The 17,382-nt window shown below is 64.0% G+C and carries 19 protein-coding genes; 10 read left to right on the top strand and 9 right to left on the bottom strand.

Annotated features, from left to right (window positions below; translation table 11 throughout):
• Positions 1 to 18: 18 nt before the first annotated feature.
• On the top strand, positions 19 to 1,806 hold the full coding sequence (locus EBBID32_RS13965) for a sensor domain-containing diguanylate cyclase (protein ID WP_006959146.1): 1,788 nt from the start codon (positions 19 to 21) through the stop codon (positions 1,804 to 1,806).
• An 89-nt stretch (positions 1,807 to 1,895) separates the two neighbouring features.
• Positions 1,896 to 2,273: a MerC domain-containing protein gene (locus EBBID32_RS13960; RefSeq protein WP_006959143.1), complete on the top strand. Its 378-nt coding sequence runs from the start codon at positions 1,896 to 1,898 to the stop codon at positions 2,271 to 2,273.
• Between the two features lie 57 nt (positions 2,274 to 2,330).
• Here the strand turns inward: EBBID32_RS13960 and glpX are convergent, their stop codons facing one another.
• Positions 2,331 to 3,314, bottom strand: a complete 984-nt coding sequence (gene glpX / locus EBBID32_RS13955) for a class II fructose-bisphosphatase (protein WP_037490835.1) — start codon at positions 3,312 to 3,314, stop codon at positions 2,331 to 2,333.
• 184 nt (positions 3,315 to 3,498) lie between these two features.
• Between glpX and EBBID32_RS13950 the strand changes: the two genes are divergently transcribed.
• On the top strand, positions 3,499 to 3,858 hold the full coding sequence (locus tag EBBID32_RS13950) for a hypothetical protein (protein WP_231382202.1): 360 nt from the start codon (positions 3,499 to 3,501) through the stop codon (positions 3,856 to 3,858).
• Between the two features lie 6 nt (positions 3,859 to 3,864).
• Here EBBID32_RS13950 and EBBID32_RS13945 read toward each other — a convergent pair whose 3' ends face one another.
• Together EBBID32_RS13945 and EBBID32_RS13940 are read right to left on the bottom strand one after the other, a co-directional pair.
• Positions 3,865 to 5,169 carry a homoserine dehydrogenase gene (locus tag EBBID32_RS13945; protein WP_006959136.1) on the bottom strand — a complete coding sequence of 435 codons (1,305 nt, stop codon included), beginning with the start codon at positions 5,167 to 5,169 and terminating at the stop codon, positions 3,865 to 3,867.
• An 84-nt stretch (positions 5,170 to 5,253) separates the two neighbouring features.
• On the bottom strand, positions 5,254 to 6,126 hold the full coding sequence (locus EBBID32_RS13940) for a hypothetical protein (protein ID WP_006959134.1): 873 nt from the start codon (positions 6,124 to 6,126) through the stop codon (positions 5,254 to 5,256).
• A gap of 253 nt (positions 6,127 to 6,379) precedes the next feature.
• Here EBBID32_RS13940 and EBBID32_RS13935 point away from each other — a divergent pair, with 253 nt between their 5' ends.
• The 5 genes from EBBID32_RS13935 to EBBID32_RS13915 all read left to right on the top strand — a co-directional run bounded on the left by EBBID32_RS13935 (position 6,380) and on the right by EBBID32_RS13915 (position 9,490).
• Positions 6,380 to 7,039, top strand: coding sequence for an energy transducer TonB (locus tag EBBID32_RS13935; protein ID WP_006959131.1), 660 nt, complete (start codon positions 6,380 to 6,382; stop codon positions 7,037 to 7,039).
• 72 nt (positions 7,040 to 7,111) lie between these two features.
• The gene (locus EBBID32_RS13930) at positions 7,112 to 7,867 is read left to right on the top strand and encodes a MotA/TolQ/ExbB proton channel family protein (protein WP_006959129.1); all 756 of its coding nucleotides are present in this window, start codon (positions 7,112 to 7,114) and stop codon (positions 7,865 to 7,867) included.
• A gap of 115 nt (positions 7,868 to 7,982) precedes the next feature.
• Entirely contained in the window at positions 7,983 to 8,471 is a 489-nt protein-coding gene (locus EBBID32_RS13925) for an ExbD/TolR family protein (RefSeq protein WP_006959126.1), read from the top strand.
• Between the two features lie 24 nt (positions 8,472 to 8,495).
• On the top strand, positions 8,496 to 8,918 hold the full coding sequence (locus EBBID32_RS13920; RefSeq protein ID WP_006959125.1) for an ExbD/TolR family protein: 423 nt from the start codon (positions 8,496 to 8,498) through the stop codon (positions 8,916 to 8,918).
• A 242-nt stretch (positions 8,919 to 9,160) separates the two neighbouring features.
• Positions 9,161 to 9,490: a PilZ domain-containing protein gene (locus EBBID32_RS13915; protein ID WP_006959120.1), complete on the top strand. Its 330-nt coding sequence runs from the start codon at positions 9,161 to 9,163 to the stop codon at positions 9,488 to 9,490.
• A gap of 17 nt (positions 9,491 to 9,507) precedes the next feature.
• Here EBBID32_RS13915 and EBBID32_RS13910 read toward each other — a convergent pair whose 3' ends face one another.
• A complete protein-coding gene (locus EBBID32_RS13910) occupies positions 9,508 to 11,295 on the bottom strand; it encodes an ABC transporter transmembrane domain-containing protein (RefSeq protein WP_006959118.1) in 1,788 nt (595 codons plus the stop codon).
• A 108-nt stretch (positions 11,296 to 11,403) separates the two neighbouring features.
• On the opposite strand from EBBID32_RS13910, the gene dgcA reads away from it, so the two are divergent.
• Positions 11,404 to 12,381, top strand: a complete 978-nt coding sequence (gene dgcA / locus EBBID32_RS13905) for an N-acetyl-D-Glu racemase DgcA (protein ID WP_006959115.1) — start codon at positions 11,404 to 11,406, stop codon at positions 12,379 to 12,381.
• A 6-nt stretch (positions 12,382 to 12,387) separates the two neighbouring features.
• Here dgcA and EBBID32_RS13900 read toward each other — a convergent pair whose 3' ends face one another.
• Positions 12,388 to 13,542, bottom strand: coding sequence for a mechanosensitive ion channel family protein (locus EBBID32_RS13900; RefSeq protein WP_006959113.1), 1,155 nt, complete (start codon positions 13,540 to 13,542; stop codon positions 12,388 to 12,390).
• Between the two features lie 20 nt (positions 13,543 to 13,562).
• Positions 13,563 to 14,543, bottom strand: coding sequence for a DNA topoisomerase IB (locus EBBID32_RS13895; protein WP_006959111.1), 981 nt, complete (start codon positions 14,541 to 14,543; stop codon positions 13,563 to 13,565).
• Positions 14,544 to 14,648: 105 nt separating this feature from the next.
• Here EBBID32_RS13895 and EBBID32_RS13890 point away from each other — a divergent pair, with 105 nt between their 5' ends.
• Positions 14,649 to 15,203 carry a type 1 glutamine amidotransferase domain-containing protein gene (locus EBBID32_RS13890; protein ID WP_006959109.1) on the top strand — a complete coding sequence of 185 codons (555 nt, stop codon included), beginning with the start codon at positions 14,649 to 14,651 and terminating at the stop codon, positions 15,201 to 15,203.
• On the opposite strand, the gene EBBID32_RS13885 is transcribed toward EBBID32_RS13890, so the two are convergent.
• From EBBID32_RS13885 to EBBID32_RS25125, 3 genes are read right to left on the bottom strand one after another with little or no spacing between them, the layout of a single operon-like run.
• Entirely contained in the window at positions 15,193 to 15,873 is a 681-nt protein-coding gene (locus EBBID32_RS13885) for a hypothetical protein (protein WP_006959107.1), read from the bottom strand. The genes EBBID32_RS13890 and EBBID32_RS13885 overlap by 11 nt on opposite strands.
• Positions 15,870 to 17,237 carry a putative O-glycosylation ligase, exosortase A system-associated gene (locus tag EBBID32_RS13880; RefSeq protein WP_006959106.1) on the bottom strand — a complete coding sequence of 456 codons (1,368 nt, stop codon included), beginning with the start codon at positions 17,235 to 17,237 and terminating at the stop codon, positions 15,870 to 15,872. Before EBBID32_RS13880 ends, EBBID32_RS13885 begins: the two co-directional genes overlap by 4 nt.
• On the bottom strand, positions 17,230 to 17,352 hold the full coding sequence (locus EBBID32_RS25125; protein ID WP_006959104.1) for a hypothetical protein: 123 nt from the start codon (positions 17,350 to 17,352) through the stop codon (positions 17,230 to 17,232). The genes EBBID32_RS13880 and EBBID32_RS25125 overlap by 8 nt, the downstream gene beginning before the upstream one ends.
• Between the last annotated feature and the right edge of the window lie 30 nt (positions 17,353 to 17,382).

Below are 17,382 nucleotides of genomic sequence, written 5' to 3'. Positions count from 1 at the left end.
GCTAGCATCCTTGCCAACATGCAGCGGTCCGCTCTTCGTCACTCCTCCTCGATATTCGCGCCGGTCATCACCGGCAGCGTTTACTTCGTCGTGGCGACGCTGGCGCTGCTGCTCTCCCGCTTTGAAGGGGGACTGGCCTTCATCTGGTGCGCCAACGCCTTCCTGATGGCTGAACTACTCACGTCACGCACCCGCGACTGGCCGCGCGCCATCATCGCCTGCGCCATAGCCAGCGCTGTGGCCACCGCCTTGTTCGGCATGGGGCCGCTCGCCGCCATCCCCATGGCTGCGATCAATATCGTCGAATCGCTGATCGTGGCGATCATCTGCCGCCGATTCGTGCCGGATCGCCGGATCATCGGGGCGATTCGCCCGCTTGTGGTGTTCATCATCGCCCTGTGCGGCGTTGCCAATGTGATCGCCGGCGCCATGGCGGCGACGGTCGCGTCGTTCCTGACGCCGGTGCCCTTTGGTTCGTCCTGGCTGCAATGGTATAGCGGCCATGTGCTGGGCGGACTGACCTTCGCGCCGATCCTGATCCTGTTCTTGCAGGGCGAATGTGGCCGCTGGCTACGCGATACGCCGGTGCGGGCGAAGGTCGAGATGGTCGTGCTGCTGACGCTGTTCGCGCTGGTTATCGTCCATATCTTCTTCTGGGCGCGCTATCCGTTGCTGTTCGCGTCGCTCTTGCCGCTGGTCCTGATCGCTTTCCGCACTGGGCAGATGGGGGCGGCGGCCTCCATCATCATTCTGGCGGTCATCGGCGGGGTGGCGACCCTGCAAGGCGTTGGCCCGATGACCATGCTGTCCGGCTCGACGGGTATGCGGGTCCAATATTTTCAGTTCTACCTCGCCCTCAGCTTCCTGATGAGCATGTTGGTCGCGGCGGAACTGAATAGCCGCCGCCGCCTGTTCCTGATGTTGCAGGATAGCGAGGCGCGCTATCGCGCCATTGCCGAACATAGCGGCGATGTGGTCCTCAACATCAGCGTGGACGGTATCATCCATTATGCTTCACCCTCGGCCGCCGAACAGATTGGCTGCGCGCCGGAACTGCTGATCGGCCAGTCCGCCGCCAATCTGGTCGATCCGCAGGACCGTGCGCTCGTCATCGCCACCCACCGCCGCGCGCTGACACATCCCGGTGTAAGTCACACCGTGGAATTCCGCTCCCTTGTGTCCGATGGCGACCTGCAATGGTGCGAAATGGTAAGCCGCGCCGTGGTGGACGAACGCGGCATTCCCAGCGGCGTCGTCAGCATGATTCGCGACATGTCACGGCACAAGGCGCGCCAGCAGGCGCTGCAACAGGTCGCCGCGCGCGATTCGCTGACCGGCGCGGACAGTCGCCGTGCCTTCCTCGACAAGTTGGAAGCAGAAATCCTGCGCGCGCGTCAGGGCGCGCGGTCCTGCCTGCTTTTGATCGACATCGACCATTTCAAGGCGGTGAACGACCGGTACGGCCATGGCGCGGGCGACCGGGTGCTCAGCGCCTTTGTCGAACGGTTGCGGCCGGGGCTGCGGAATATCGACAGCATTGGTCGCCTGGGTGGCGAGGAATTTGCAATATTGCTCGTCGACAGCGACATTGATCGTGCCAGCATGATCTGCGAACGGCTGCGCGCCCGCATGGTCGATCCGATCCCGGTGGGGGAGGCGGGGGGCGAAGCGATATCCGTCACGTTCAGCGCGGGTCTGGTCAAACTGGACGGCGAATCGACACGATCGGCGATGCTCGAAGCGGCGGACAAGGCGCTCTATCGCGCCAAGCATAGCGGCCGCAACTGCCTGCGTCTGGCGGCTTAGGCGCAATGGAGGGCAGGTTGGTGCCCGTCCACAAAAACATCTCATGATATGTTGTAACTTATGATCGGCTGGCCTATGTAGCAGCCAGCATGTCGCAGTCCCTTCGCCACTTTCTGTTGTCCGGCCGCCTCGATCGCTTTGCGATCGCGCTGTCGGGCCTGTGTCTGGCGCACTGCTTCGTCACCGCCGTCGTGCTGGGTCTGCTGGCAACAGCCGGTGGCATCTTTGAAAGCCCGATCTTCCATGAGGCGGGACTGGTGCTGGCCATCCTGCTCGGCGCGATCGCGCTCGGCCATGGCGCGATGGTCCACCGCTTCATGATGCCGGCCGCGATCGGATCGCTGGGGCTGGGCGTGATGGCGGGCGCACTGACCATGGACCATGGCTGGCAGGAAAGCGTCTATACGCTGATCGGCGTTGGCATCCTGGCGCTGGGGCATGATCTCAACCACCGCGCCGGGCGCTAGGCCCACAAAAAAAGGGAGCCAGTTGGCTCCCTTTCATTATGTCCAGCTCGCTGTCGCTCAAAGCGGCTTGTGGCTCAGCCGATGTTCGCCCTTCACCCAGCGCACCGTGCCTGTGCTGGCGCGCATCACCACGCTTTCGGTCGTCAGCTTGCCGCCCGGCAGCCGCTTGACTCCGTCGAGCAATGATCCGTCAGTGACCCCGGTGGCGGCGAAGATGCAGTCACCCTTGGCCAGCTCCTTCAGGTCATAAATCTTGTCGAGATCGGTGATGCCCCATTTGCGGGCGCGCTGCTTCTCATCCTCGTTGCGAAACAGCAGGCGTCCCTTGAACTGCCCACCGACGCAGCGGAGCGCGGCGCAGGCCAGCACGCCTTCGGGCGCGCCACCCGATCCCATATAGATGTCGATCGTGGTTTCGGGGTCGGTGGTCGCGATCACCCCCGCCACATCGCCATCGGGGATCAGCATGATGCCGCAGCCAATCGCCCGCAACTCCGCGATCAATTTCTCGTGGCGCGGCCGGTCCAGCACGCACACGATGATGTCGGACGGCTCCACCCCCTTGGCGGCAGCTACGGCCTCGACATTCTCCTTCGCTGACCGGCTCAGGTCGATCACCCCGTCGGGATAGCCCGGTCCCACCGCCAGCTTGTCCATATAGACGTCGGGTGCGTTGAGCAGTCCGCCTTCTTCGGAAATGGCCAGCACGGCGAGCGCGTTCGGCCCGGCCTTGGCAGTGATGGTGGTGCCTTCCAGCGGGTCGAGCGCGATGTCGATCTTCGGCCCGGTGCCAATCGCATTGCCGACCTTCTCGCCGATATAGAGCATCGGCGCCTCGTCGCGCTCGCCCTCACCGATGACGACGGTGCCATCCATATAGAGATCGTTAAAGGCCAGCCGCATCGCCTCGACAGCGGCGGCGTCGGCGGCCTTTTCATCGCCCCGGCCGATCAGCTTCGACGCCGCAATGGCCGCCGCTTCCGTGACGCGGACCATTTCCAGCACCAACACGCGATCCAGCGTCGAACTTGCCTGTACCATCTTCATTCCTCTGCCTTTTCTTATGGGCAGAGCGGATAGGCCGTTGCCCCGTCCTTGTCGAGCGGGGAAGGTCGTTGGTCATCATGCAGCCATGATTGCATGATGGATAGGCAAAGCAATGAAAGCCTTGGCCAGCCTCCTCCTGCTACTGCCTGGAACAGCGCGCGCCGCCGAAGATGAACTGATGACTGCCTATCGTGCCAAGACGCAGGTGGTTAAACCGTGCGACCGCAGCGGCAATGCGATTGTCGTGTGCGGCAATCGGGCCGAACGCAATGCCCGCGAACGCCTACCCTTGCCGCGCGACCCGGCGCAAAACAACGGGATCGTGCGGGGGGATGCGCCGCGCGCTTCGGCGGCGGCAGTACGGCAGGGCAGTTGCGGCGTGATTGGCGGGCAGGGGACAGGGTGCGTCGGCGGCCTGTCCGTGTTCAAGGTGGCGGATGTTGTGGGCAAGAGCGTGACCGCGATCATCGATCCCGACGCCGACCTTGCCCCGCCACCGCCGCTGCCCGATCGCTTTCAGGCCGCTGGGCAGCATTAGCGCCGCTCAATCCAGAATATGCATCACCATAGGCGTGCCAAGCAGGCTTTCCGATCCGGCGAGTCGCTCCAGCGTGTCGCGGATGCAGCGCTCCTCCCCTGCATGGGTGACAATCGCGACCAGCACGCCATCCTCCTGATGCGCGCCGCGCTGGATCATGCTTTCGATCGATACGCCCGCGTCGCGGGTGGCAGCGGCGATCTCGGCCAGCACGCCGGGGCGGTCCTGCACCATGAAGCGCAGATAGGTGCGGCCCACCCGCGCGCCCGCGTCGGCGGTGTTCTGCGGCGTCAGCGCCGCGACCGGCATCGCGAAGGCGTCGCCATATTCGTCACGCGCCACGTCGATCAGGTCGGCGACCACCGCCGAAGCCGTCGGGCCATCACCTGCACCGCGCCCCTGGAAGAAGAGGCGGCCGACGAAATTGCCTTCCGCCACGACGGCGTTCAGCGATCCATCGACATGGGCGAGGGGGTGGTCGAGCGGCACCAGCATCGGGTGGACCCGCTGGAACAGCCCATCCGCGCTATTTTGCGCCATGCCGACCAGCCGGATGCGGAAACCCAGCGCGGCTGCCTCGGCAATGTCGGCAGCGATGACGTGGCGGATGCCGGTGGTCGCGACTGCGGCGAAATCCAGTTCGGTGCCGAACGCAAGGCTTGCAAGAATGGTCAGCTTGTGGGCTGCATCCACGCCGTCAATGTCGAAACTCGGATCGGCCTCGGCATAGCCCAGCTCCTGTGCTTCCTTCAGCACTTCGTCAAAGCCCCGGCCTTCCTTCTCCATCGTCGTCAGGATGTAATTGCAGGTGCCGTTGAGGATGCCATAGACGCGCGAAATCTCGTTGGCGGCGGCGCCTTCGCGCATCCCCTTGATCACGGGGATGCCGCCCGCGACGGCGGCTTCATATTTGAGCGCGATGCCGCCCTTTTCGGCCAGGCGGGCAAGGTCGAGGCCATGATGGGCCAGCATCGCCTTGTTCGCGGTGACGAAGGGCTTGCCAGCATTCAGGCATTGCCGCGCCAGCGTCAGCGCCGGGCCGTCCGATCCGCCGATCAGTTCGACCACCACGTCAATGTCGTCGCGGGTGGCCAGGCTGTTCATATCATCCACCCATTCATAGGGGGACAGATCGACACCGCGATCCTTGTTCCGGTCGCGCGCGGAAATGGCGACGACCTGGATCGGGCAACCCGCGCGTCGGGCGATCAGGTCGCCATTGGTGTTGAGCAGTCGGATGACGCCCCCGCCCACCGTGCCGAGGCCGACGAGCGCGACGCGCAGCGGGGCATGGCGGTGCAGATTGGTCATGGGACGTCTTTCTCTATAATCGGCGCAGATGATGAAGCCCGCGCTGATAGCGACAGGTGCGCCCCCGTCCAAGCAAAAGCTGTATCAGGCGGGCGTCCGCGTCCGACCGCACGGTCCCAGTGCATCGATCACCACCCGATAGTCGGCGCGTGCGGCTTCGGCATCTTGTACCGATAGCGTGCGCACCGCGCGGGCGGGCAGGGCAGGGGGCAGCGTGCAGGCAAGGCGATACCATAAAAGGCTGCCCGGAACGGGCGGACGCGCCGCTTCATCGACGATTTCGCCCAGTGCCACCGCCCAGCGGGGTGCCTGGCCCGGTCGCCGGAGAATCGAGAGCGACACCGGATCGCCATTCTCCGTCCGCAGAAAAATCTGCGTCTCCCCTTCGCCCGCCACCGTGCCCGCGACATGGAAGGCATCGCCCAGCCCCAGGATGCGCGGCGGGGCGTCGCGCGCGACCAGAGCGGACAATATCCCCTTCACCCTGTCAATTTCGATAGCTGTGGCGGGGATTTGCGCGTCGCGGGCTACCAGCTGGATCTGGCCAGGGCGGCTGCCGGGCCGCGCGAACAGGATGAGCTGTGCTTTCTTTAGCTTGGGCAATTTGCCGCGCGCATCGATCGGGGCGTCGTACAGCCAGCTGACAAGGGGGCTGATGCCCGCGTCTCCGCGAATCAGCCCCGTCACATCGCCCTCCAGAAACAGCCGTTTATGGCCAGTCGGGACGTCCCCGGCCTGTTCGGGCTTCAAAACAATGATGTTGCGGATTCGCACATGGGCCACGAGCGGCGCATTGTCCGCTAGGTCGACAATGTCGGCATAGGACAGGCCCGCAGTCGCGGCCCGCGATTGCGCTGCCACGGGCGATTGTTGCGCTAAAGCAGGGAAAACCGGGATATTTGCGGCTGAAATGAGGCATGGCAGTGCGAGCCGTTGCAGCAGGGTGGTGGATTTCATGATCAGCTTCGTCCTATGTTTTCGGCTCGTGGCAAGGATGTCACAGGCAAGTCATTCCGCTATGAAATGGTAACCGCAAATGAACATATCGATAAAGCGTTTGCGTGCCACGATGTGCCGCGATAGGAGTTTGCACGGTAGCAATTGGACGGACAGGGGCCGAAGGTGGCCGGGGTAGCCCGGTCGGCTTGGGTCGTTTTTGGCTGATTTGTATAAACCACTGGTAAGATGAGTTAAGGAGTGTCGTTGCCGAATGGCCTATGCTGACCACTCGCAAGGATCGAGTCGGACTGTCTCGATCATCATCGTCGCCCTGATTCACGCTGTTCTCGGCTATGCCTTCGTCACCGGTCTTGGCATGAAATATGTCAAAAAGGCGGCAGAACAGCTGAACGTGATCGACGTGAAGGAAGAGCCACCACCACCGGACGAGGAGCCGCCACCGCCGCCGCCAGACCAGCCGGTCGAGCCGCCACCGGTCGTTGCCCCGCCGCCGATCGTGCAGACCCCGGCGCCTGCGCCGACCATGACCGTTGTTCGGACGCCACCTCCGGTGTTCAACCCGGTTCCGGTCGCTGCTCCGCCGCCGCCCCCGGCCCCACCGCCGCCGCCTGTCGCCGCAAGCCGCGCTACCCCGCGCAGTTCGCCTGGCAGCTGGCTCAGCGACGCGGATTATCCGAGCCGCGCCCAGCGTGAAGAACGTTCTGGTACGGCAGGGTTCCGCCTGCAAATCGGTGCCGATGGTCGGGTGACCGACTGCACCATCACCTCCTCGACCGGTCACTCGGATCTCGATGAGGCGACCTGCCGCCTGCTGCCGCGCCGTGCGCGGTTCAAGCCGGCCAAGGGTTCTGATGGTGCGGAAATGCCCGATACCTACAATGGCCGTATCACCTGGCGTCTGCCGGAATAATCCAAACGGGCAAGGTGCGCGCCCGGCGCCGCCTTGCTCTAGCTTGATCTCATTGAGAGGGAAGTCTTGAACATGTTGATGTATCTCGCAGCTGCGGCGCCGAAGCCGGAAAACCCCTATGGCCTTATGGAAGCTCTGGAACAGGGCGGCACGATCGCCTGGACCGTGTTCCTCATCCTGTGCGGCATGTCGGTCGGCACTTTCTATGTCCTGTTCACCAAGCTGATCGAACAGCAGAAGGTGATCAACCAGGGTAAAAAGGTCCGTGCGACCTTCTGGCGCGCTGCCAACATCAAGGAAGGCGCGGCCAAGCTGGAAAAGAACTCCGCCTACAAGCAGATCGTCGATGACGGCATCAAGGCGCAGGAAGAACATACCAAGCTGACCGATCCGGTCGAAGCGCATGACTGGCTGCACGGTTCGCTGGGCCGTTCGGAAGCTGCGATCAACTCGTCGCTCGGCGGTGGTCTCGCTTTCCTCGCAACCGTGGGTTCGACCTCGCCGTTCATCGGTCTGTTCGGTACGGTTATCGGCATCTATCGCGCGCTGATCAAGATCGGTGCAGCCGGTCAGGCTTCGATCGACGCGGTCGCCGGTCCCGTCGGTGAAGCGCTCATCATGACCGCCCTGGGTCTGGCCGTGGCCGTTCCCGCAGTGCTCGCCTACAACTTCCTTCAGCGCCGCAACAAGTCGATCGCCGAACAGCTTAACGGCTTCACGGTCGATCTGCTGGCCTATCTGGTGTCGAACGGCGCGGTTAAGCCCAGCGTTGCTTCGGCTCCCGCCGCACCTGCTGCCAAGCCGGTTGCTGCGCCGACCAAGGCCTGATTGTCTTGAGATGCCGGCGCGGGAACCGGGTGGCCGCTGCGACCTCCCGGTTCCCCGCCGACCATGGGCCTCGCGATGCTGAGGCGCCATCGACACCAATGTTAGGATATTATCAATGGCAATGAGTGTTGGCCCCGGCGGCGGTGACGACAAACCGTTGTCCGACATCAACACGACGCCGCTCGTCGACGTCATGCTGGTGTTGCTCATCATCTTTCTCATCGCGGTCCCGGTCGTCGTCCAGACGGTCGATCTGCAACTTCCCAAGGTGGCGTTCGAGCCGACCACGACGAAGCCCGAAAATGTCTCTCTCTCGGTCACGACCGGGTCGGATGGCAGCTGCGCTGTTTTCTGGAACATGACCCAGGTCGATTCCAGCGATCTGCTCAACCGGGCCGTTGCGAAGCTGGAAGCGGATATCAAAAAGGCAGGCGGTGTCGAGAATATGACGCCGGAAGACATGCCCGAAGTGCATATCCGTGGCGACATCAACACCCCCTACCGGTGCATCGGTGGTACGATCTACACGATGCAGCGCGCCGGTTTCCCCAAGGTGGGCTTCATCTCCGAGCCGGAACCCGGCTCGACGACGCAGCGCCTCTGACCGGCTGATTAAGGAGATTTCGCTATGGCCATGAGCATGGGTTCCGATGAAGGCGAACCGATGATGGAAATGAACACGACGCCGTTGATCGACGTCATGCTCGTTCTCCTCATCATGTTCATCATCACGATTCCGATCCAGACCCACGCGGTCAAGATCGACCTGCCGCAGAGCGCACCGCCGACGGATAGCCCGATCGATCCGGTGAAGAACAAGGTTGCCATCGACCAGGCCGGGATCATCACCTGGAACGGTTCGGCAATCGATCTGCTGACCCTGCGTCAATATCTGCAGCAGTCGCTGCGTCTGCCGGTCGAGCCGGAACTTCAGTTCCAGCCGAACGCGCAGACCCGTTATGTCACCGTTGATGAGGTGCTGGCGGAGATCAAGCGTGCGGGCGTGACGAAGCTGGGCTTCGTCGGCAACGAACAATATGGCAATTTCTAAACGCTGATTGCCCGCGCCTGCCGGTTTGTGTCAGGACTTCCCGTTTTTTCAGGCGGGCAGGGCGGGATCGGAATTTCGATATTGCCGATTTTTCCAGGGTCGCCTTCGGGCGGCCCTTTTTTTGTCCGCGCCGCTGGTGCGGCAACTGAAATCCGCACATTCTTGCATTTCGAGAAGGACTCTTAACCCTTTGCTTACGTCGATCGCCGATATTGCCAATGAAGGACGGGCGATAGCGAGCGATGAGCGCCGAACGACAGACTGATTTGGATCGAAAGGCACGGCTCGCCGAGCGCAGCTATGTGCAGATCAGCGTGCGTGTGCGTCGTCCCGGCGAAACCTGGTTCAACAGCCGCATCGCCGACGTGTCGGTCACCGGCTTTCGCCTTCAGAGCTTCATGAAGCTGACCAGCGGCAGTGAATTATGGGTCATGCTCCCCGGCTTCGAGGGGCGTCGCGCCCGCGTCCTGTGGTCGCGCGCGCATGAGGCAGGCTGCGCCTTCGAGCGCCCGCTCCATCCCGCGATTCTTGATCATATCATCAAGCTGAGCAGCGGATCGGCGTTCGTCTGAGCGGCAATGCCCAAAGGTCAGGCTAGCGGCGCGTCCTGAAATTGCAGGCTTGCCAGGCGAGCATAGAGACCACCCTGCGCGACCAGGGCGGCATGATCGCCCTGTTCCACGATCCGCCCTTCGTCCAGCACGATGATCCGGCCTGCGGCGCGCACCGTCGCCAGCCGGTGGGCGATGACGATTGTGGTGCGCCCCTGCATCAGTCGGCCAAGCGCATCCTGCACCAGCCGTTCAGATTCCGCGTCGAGCGCCGATGTCGCCTCATCCAGCAGCAGGATCGGCGCATCGCGTAACAGCGCCCGTGCGATCGAGAGCCTTTGCCGTTGTCCGCCCGACAGGCGCGTTCCCGCTTCCCCCATCGGACTGTCCAACCCCTGCGGCAGGGCGCGCAGAAAAGCTTCGGCATTGGCGGCACGGGCCGCGTCCCAAATCTGATCGTCGGTCGCGTCCCACCGGCCATAGCGCAGATTGTCGCGAGCCGACGCGGCGAAGATCACACTGTCCTGCGGCACCATCGCCATCATCGCGCGCAAAGCGGCCGGATCCGCCTGCGGCAAGGGCACACCGTTCAGCCGGATCGTGCCCGATGCGGGATCGTAGAATCGCAACGCCAGCTGGATCAGCGTCGATTTGCCCGCGCCCGAAGGCCCGACGACCGCAACCGTCTCACCCGGCGCAACGTCGATCGACACGCCATTGAGCGCGGCCTGATCGGGCCGCGTTGGGTAATGAAAATGCACATCCTCAAATGTCAGCCGCGCGCCATGCGCCGCGGGCGGAATGACCTTGGGACTGACGGGCGGCAAAATATCCGGCGTGGCCGTCATCAACTCTTGCAAACGGCTTGCCGCGCCTGCGCCGCGCAGCAGATCGCCCCAGCTTTCGGAGAGCGACCCGAATGCCCCCGCAACCAGCCCGCCGGTCAGCACGAACGCCGCAATGCTCCCCCCCGACAGCTCGCCTGCCGCTACATCGAGCGCGCCCTGCCACATCACCGCGGTGATCGATCCGAACACCAGTGATATCACCACCGCCGTCATGATCGCGCGCAGCCGGATGCGCCGCCGCGCGGTGCCGAACCCGCTTTCGACCGTCGCGTCGAAGCGCGCCGCCTCCCGCGCTTCCTGCCCGAACGCCTGGACGATCTTCATCGCCGCCAGCACTTCGTTGGTGACGCTGCCGACATCGGCGAGCCGGTCCTGACTCGCGCGCGACAGGCTGCGCACCTTGCGGCCCAGGCTGACCAGCACCAGCAGGATGATCGGGATGCCCAGCAGCAGCATCGCCGCCAGCTTGGGGGCCAGCGCAAAGAGATAGATGAGGCCACCAACCCCGGTCACCAGATTGCGCAGCGCGATCGACACGGTCGATCCGACCACCTGTTCGACCACAGCGGTATCGGCGGTCATCCGCGACGCGATCTCGGACGGGCGGTTTTCCTCGAAGAAACGGGGCGCCTGCCGCAGCAGATTGGCCTGGGTCGCGCTGCGAATATCGGCAACGACCCGCTCGCCCAGCCAGGATACGAAGTAAAAGCGCAGCGCACTCGCGATCGCCAATATGATGACGATCAGCAGCAGATATTCAAACCAGCGGCTGATATCGCCCCCGCCCATGAAGCCCCGGTCGATCACCAGCCGGAAGCCGCTGGGGATGCCCAGCGTCGCCATCGACGACACGATCAGCGCGGCCAGCGCGCCCGCGATCCGCCCCGGATAGCGTTTGGCGAACATCCACAACATGGCGAGGCTGCCAAGCGCGGGACGGGCGCTGGCGCGCGGCGACGGGGTGGGGTTGTCCTCCATGCGCGGCGCTTAGCAGGCTGCCCGCCAAGCCTCAATGGGGCGGGGACTGGTGGCACGCGCGACTTTCGCGCATAGGCGGTCGATCGTTTCACGCCATTGGAGCCAGTGATGATCCATCTTCTGTCCGCAACCGTCGAACGCTGGCCGGTTGCCGGCGCGTTCATCATCAGTCGCGGGGCCAAGACGGACGTGGACGTGGTGGTCTGCACCGTGGGCGATGGCACCCATGTCGGCCGGGGCGAGGGGACGGCGATCTATTATGAGGGCGAGACGGCGGAAGGCTGCGCGGCGGCGATCCGCGCCTATGCCGGGCCGCTCGACCGGCAGGCGCTGCTGACGCAGATGCCGCGCGGCGCGGCGCGCAATGCGCTCGACTGTGCGCTCTGGGATCTGGAGGCGAAGCGCGCAGACGTGCCGGTCTGGCAACTCGCCGGGCTGAGTGCGCCCGCGCCGTTGCCCACTGCCTTCACCATCAGCCTGGGCGATCCCGCGACCATGGAGGCGGCCGCCCGTACGGCGGCCGGGCGCGGTTTTGCCCTGCTCAAATGCAAACTGACCGGGGAGGGTGACCGGGCGCGCATCGCCGCCGTGCGCGCGGGTGCGCCCGACGCGCGACTGATCGTCGATGCCAATGAAAGCTGGCATGATCTGGATATTGCGGCAGAGGCGCAGGCGCTGGCGGACCTTGGTGTCGAAATGGTCGAGCAACCGGTTATCCATGGCCGGGAGGCGGCGCTGGCCGGGGTGCGCGCGCCGCTGCCGCTTTGTGCCGACGAAAGCTGCCACACCAGCGCGGACCTTGATCGGCTTGGTGACTTTGATGCGGTGAACATCAAGCTGGACAAGGCAGGCGGCCTGACCGAGGCGCTGGTACTGCGTCAGGCAGCGCGGGAGCGGGGGTTCCGGGTCATGGTCGGCTGTATGCTCGGCACCTCGCTGGGCATCGCCCCGGCCGCGCTGGTGGCGCAGGGTGCCGACTGGATCGACCTTGACGGCGCGCTCCTGCTGGCGCGGGATCGCGACGGCGCTCTGGCGCTGGACGATGGGCTGCTCCAGCCCGGCAACCTGTGGGGCATGGGCGAATGAGCGGCGTCAGGCCTGGCGCACCGGCTGCACATCGGGGTAGGGCATGATTGTGCGCCCATCCGGCGCAGCGGTGAAGCTGGTCTGGGTCGGATAGGCGAACTCGATTCCTTCGGCATTGAACCGTTTCCAGATCGCCAGCCCCATGCGGTGCCGCGCCAGGAAATAGTCGTGCTTGTCCGGGTCCGGCACGTCGAAATTGACCTCATAGTCCAGCGAACTTGCGCCGAAACGAACAAGGCCCGCATTGACGAAGATGAAGCCTTCCGCCTCGACAATCTCCTGCAGCATTTCCGGTATCGCTTCGGCTTTCTCCTCCGGCGTCTGGTATATGATGCCGATGGCGAAGGTCACGCGACGCTGGATCAGCGTTTGCAGGCTGGTAATTTCCTTCTGCAGGAGATTGGCGTTGGAGATGACCTTTTTCTCCCCGCTCATCGCGCGCAGCCGCGTGCTTTTGAGGCCGATCTTCTCGACCCGCGCCGTCGTCTGGTCATAGGTGATGATCTCGCCCCGCCGGAACGGCTTGTCGAAGATGATGGAGAGCGCGGCGAACAGGTCGGAAAATATCCCCTGCGCGGCCAGACCAATGGCGATGCCGCCAATCCCCAGACCCGCGACCAGGCCGGTGACGTTGACGCCCAGATTGTCCAGCACGACGATGGTGGCAATCGCGAACAGGGCAAAGGTCACCAATATGCGGATCAGGCCCATGGCGTTGGCCAGCGTCTCGCCCTGGCCATCTTCGGCAAGCGTCTTGCGCTCGATCAGCCCCAGGATGATCTCCCGCGCCCAGATCGCGCCCTGCAACACGGCGGCAATGGTGAAGAGAAAGGCGATGGTCTTGAACAGCGCAGCAGGCGGATCGGCATAGCCCGCGACCAGTTTGGCCGCGACCATAACCATGAAAAAATGGGACGTTCGGGCGACCGCCCGGCCCAGCACATTGGCATAGCCCAGCGGATCGCCATAGGCGCCGCGCCACCTTTTGCCGAAGGAACGCAGCGCCGCCAGGGCGAGGTAGATCAGAACGCCTGCGCCGATGGCGACAGCGATCTGGACATAATGGACCGCCAGCCATTCGCTGGTCGATCGCCACATCTCGACGAAATCGGGGGCGCGCACTGTTGCGGCGGTTGCGGCAGGTTCAGTCTTGTTGGCCATGCTGGTCCCGTTAGCCTGTATCAGGCGAGAGTGTCGAGAAATGCGATGAGTCCGCGTTCCTCGCGGGACAGATAGCGTGTCCGGCGCGGCAGGCGAAGCCCCGCGCGCCATGCGTCCTGCCCATCCTTGCACAGGGTGATGAGGGCAGGGTGGATATAGCTTTTGCGGCTGATCGCGGGCGTATTGCCCAGCGCAGCCGCCACCGGCTCCAACATGTCCTTCATCGACACATGACCCGCCGCCAGCGTGGCGAAGGCGATGGTCGATGCGCCCCAGGTGCGGAAATGCTTGGCAGTGAAGGGGCCGCCCATGGCCTGCGCGATATAGGCGTTCACATCGCTCGACGTGATTGGCCGCGCGTCGCCATCCTCGTCCAGATATTGGAACAGATGCTGGCCCGGCAAATCCTGCACCTGCCGCACGAAACGCAGCAGCCGTTTGTCGGTCAGCGTCACCTGATGCTGCTGGCCCGACTTCGCGCGATAGCGCAGCGTCAGCGCCTTGCCGTTCAGGTCCATATGGCGGCGGCGCAGCGTCGTCGCGCCGAAACTCTTGTTGGTCGTGGCATAATGTTCATTGCCTATGCGCAACCGGCCCAGATCCAGCAGCCGCACGACAGCCGCGATCGTCCGTTCCTTGCGCAGTCCGCGCCGTGACAGATCCGCTTCCAACTGCGCGCGCAATTTCGGCAGGGCGCGCCCAAACCCGGCACAGCCTTCATATTTCTGCGCCTCCCGCCCGGCACGGAAATCGGGGTGGTAACGATATTGTTTGCGGCCCCGCTCGTCATGCCCAGTCGCCAATATGTGGCCGTGGGGCATCGGGCAGAACCAGCAGTCCCGATAGGCGGGTGGCAGGGCGATGGCGTTCAGCCGACCAATCTCGTCCCGGTCGGCAATGCGTCCGCCATCGGGCTGGTAATAGCCCCAGCCGCTCTTGAGCGCGCGTCGCGAAATGCCGGGGATGCTGTCATCCACATGGATGAGGGGTTGGGTGGCCATATTTTCCTTCTCATGGCCAAAAACCCACCTTTCATCGCTTCGTTCCGCAACGGGTCAGGCGGTGGTCCGTTGGCCTGTCTCCGAACAGCCGCAAGGAGAAGCCCGATGCCCGCCCTTAACAACAGCCGCATCCTCATCATCGCGACCGACGGATTCGAGCAGTCAGAACTGTTCGACCCGCGTGAAGCCCTGATCGAGGCCGGTGCCAAAGTGACGCTCGCTTCGCCCGACGTCAAACCGATCCAAGGGATGAAACATGATGAGAAAGGCGACACGATCACCCCGGACATGCCGCTCGATGCCGTCAGGATCGAAGGATATGATGGCCTGATCCTGCCGGGCGGCGTCGCCAATCCCGATACGCTGCGCACCAATGCCACTGCTGTGTCGCTGGTGCGCGCCTTCGTGACCACGGGAAAGCCGGTCGCGGCGATCTGCCATGGCCCATGGCTATTGGTGGAGGCTGACGTCGTGGATGGCCGGACGGTCACTGGCTGGCCTTCGGTCCGCACGGACCTTCGCAATGCTGGTGCCAAAGTGGTGGATCAAGCCGTCGCCGTGGACGGTAACATCATTACTAGCCGCAAGCCCGACGACATCCCGGCCTTCATCGATGCCTTTAGCAAGGCCGTGGTGCAAACCGGAACGGTTACGGCTTGATCTGTGTGCCGCCGCCCGCCCGCCATGGGACCGGGCGGCGGCGCAATGTAGAGACATGCGCCAGCGCCAGCGTCCCGCAGACGATCGCAGCCGGGAAGGCAACGGGCAGCGCGGCGGGGAGCAGCAGCGGCGCGATGGCGGCCACGACCAGCCCGGCCAGCGCCAGCCCCAGTGCATGGGCTTCGCCATCGGGACCGCGTAGCCAGAACAGGCAGGCGCTCATCCCGGTCATGAAGCCTATGATGTAACGGATCGCCTCACCCACGGCGCTCACGCCGATCAGGATCAACAGCAGCAGCACAACGGCCACAACCCGCCGCGACATCCGCGCCAGGACATGGGTGCACACAGGATAGACCAGCAATTCGCATAGCGATGCGGCGATCAGAATCGCCTGCGCCCGCGCGCTATTGCCAGCGATCAGCGCCACGGTCGCCGCCGCTCCCCAGGGGATCAAGCGCAGCGGGGCCATGCGGATATGGCTGATCCAGCTGCGCCAGCCATCGCGCATGTCCCATCGCCGGTCGGCCAGCCGCAACTGGAAAGCGCCGATGATGAACAGCGCCTCCACTCCCCAGGGCAGCAGGCCGGGTGCGATCAGCGGTGACGCCAGCAGCAGTCCCAGCAGCAGGCCATGGACCAGCCCCAGCGCGCGCAACTCGCCGCTCATGCCAGCACCCCGCGCGGCCGGCTCATCGCCGCATTCAGGTCAAGCCGTGCCGCCGCCTTGCGCCGCCGCGTCAGATAGGTGTCCAGGCCGATCTGGAGCGCCAGCATCATGAAGATGAAGGGCTGATAGGCGATGCCCACGAACAATGATCCGATCATATAGATGATATGGCCCTGTTGCAGCGCCAGCGCGAAGGGCGCGACCCACGCTTCGTCCGGTCCCGCCCGTTTGCGATACAGGCGGCGGATCATTTCGGTGCGGATGAAGCAGATGCCGTGGATCAGCGCCCATAGCAGGAAACCGAAATAGCCCTGTTCGCCCAGCATCTCGAAATAGGCGCTGTGATAGGCGCGGCCCTTGTCGGTCACCAGCCGCCGCTCAATTCGCTTGGTATCGCCGTCGCCCACTTCGCTCTGGGCGAAATAGGTAAAGCTGTTCTGGAGATAATTGTCGAAGCCGCCGCCGCCCGGATGGGTTTTCACATAGTCCAGCGTCCACATCCACACCGCCACGCGGGTGGAGGCGCTTTCGTCGCCCTGATGATTCTCGATCGTCTGCATCCGCTGGGTGAAGCTGGCGGGCAGGAAGGGGATGGAGACGAGCGCCGCCACCAGCATCAGCGGCCCATAGACGAAACGGCGCGGCGACCGCACCAGCATCAGCCCGGCCAGGATGACGATGCAGACCAGGCCCGTGCGCGCTTCGGTGCCGATCGGCATCAGCAGGCAGGCGAGGCACAGACAGTAGCAAAAGGCCTTCACCCGCCAGTCGTCCGGCGCGAAGATGGTGCCATGTTTCGACAGCCACAGGATCAGCGGGATCAGCGAAATGGCGACGCAGCTGATGATCGACCCTTCATACAGGCCGCTATTATTGTCCACCATCAGGTTCAGCACGCCATAGCCGCCGCCCGACAGCGCGGTTTTCATGCCGCCATTGATGATGATCGTGCTGGCGCACAGGATCATGAAAACCGTCATCGCCTCGATTCGCAACCGGGTGCGCAGCGTCAGCGGCAGGAAGATGCCCGCGATGATCGCTTTCCACACCCAGTTCCATTTGGTCAGCGCCTCGGCGGGGAAATCGGCTGTCGCGGTGGTATAGCCGCACCAGACCAGCAGGATCAGTAGCAGCGCCTGCCGCGAGGAAAAACGGCAATCCTTCTTGTCGTCGATGACCAGCCAGGTGCCCACCATGGCGGCAAAGGCGATGGCGGAAATGGGGATGCTATTGAGCAGGAAATAGGACAGTCGCTGGGGCGAAACGATGTCGATATAGGCATAGACCGCGACCAGCAGGAACGGCCGCCGCAGCCCCATCAGGAAAAAGACGCCCAGGAAGGCGAGGAAGAACAGGTCACGCATCGCGCGCGCTCTCCTCTGCCGGCGGATCGCGATCCAGATCGGCGCGCGGCAACAGCCGCCAGGCGGCGATCAGGATCACGCCATGGCTGATCAGCAGGGACAGGGTGTCGATCATTGCGTCTTGGTGGTTCCACTGGCTAACCGC

The organism is Sphingobium indicum BiD32 (assembly GCF_000382885.1).
Taxonomy (GTDB): domain Bacteria; phylum Pseudomonadota; class Alphaproteobacteria; order Sphingomonadales; family Sphingomonadaceae; genus Sphingobium; species Sphingobium japonicum_C.
The sequence above is the reverse complement of the archived record's forward strand: the minus strand, read 5'-3'. Positions and strand labels throughout refer to the sequence as shown.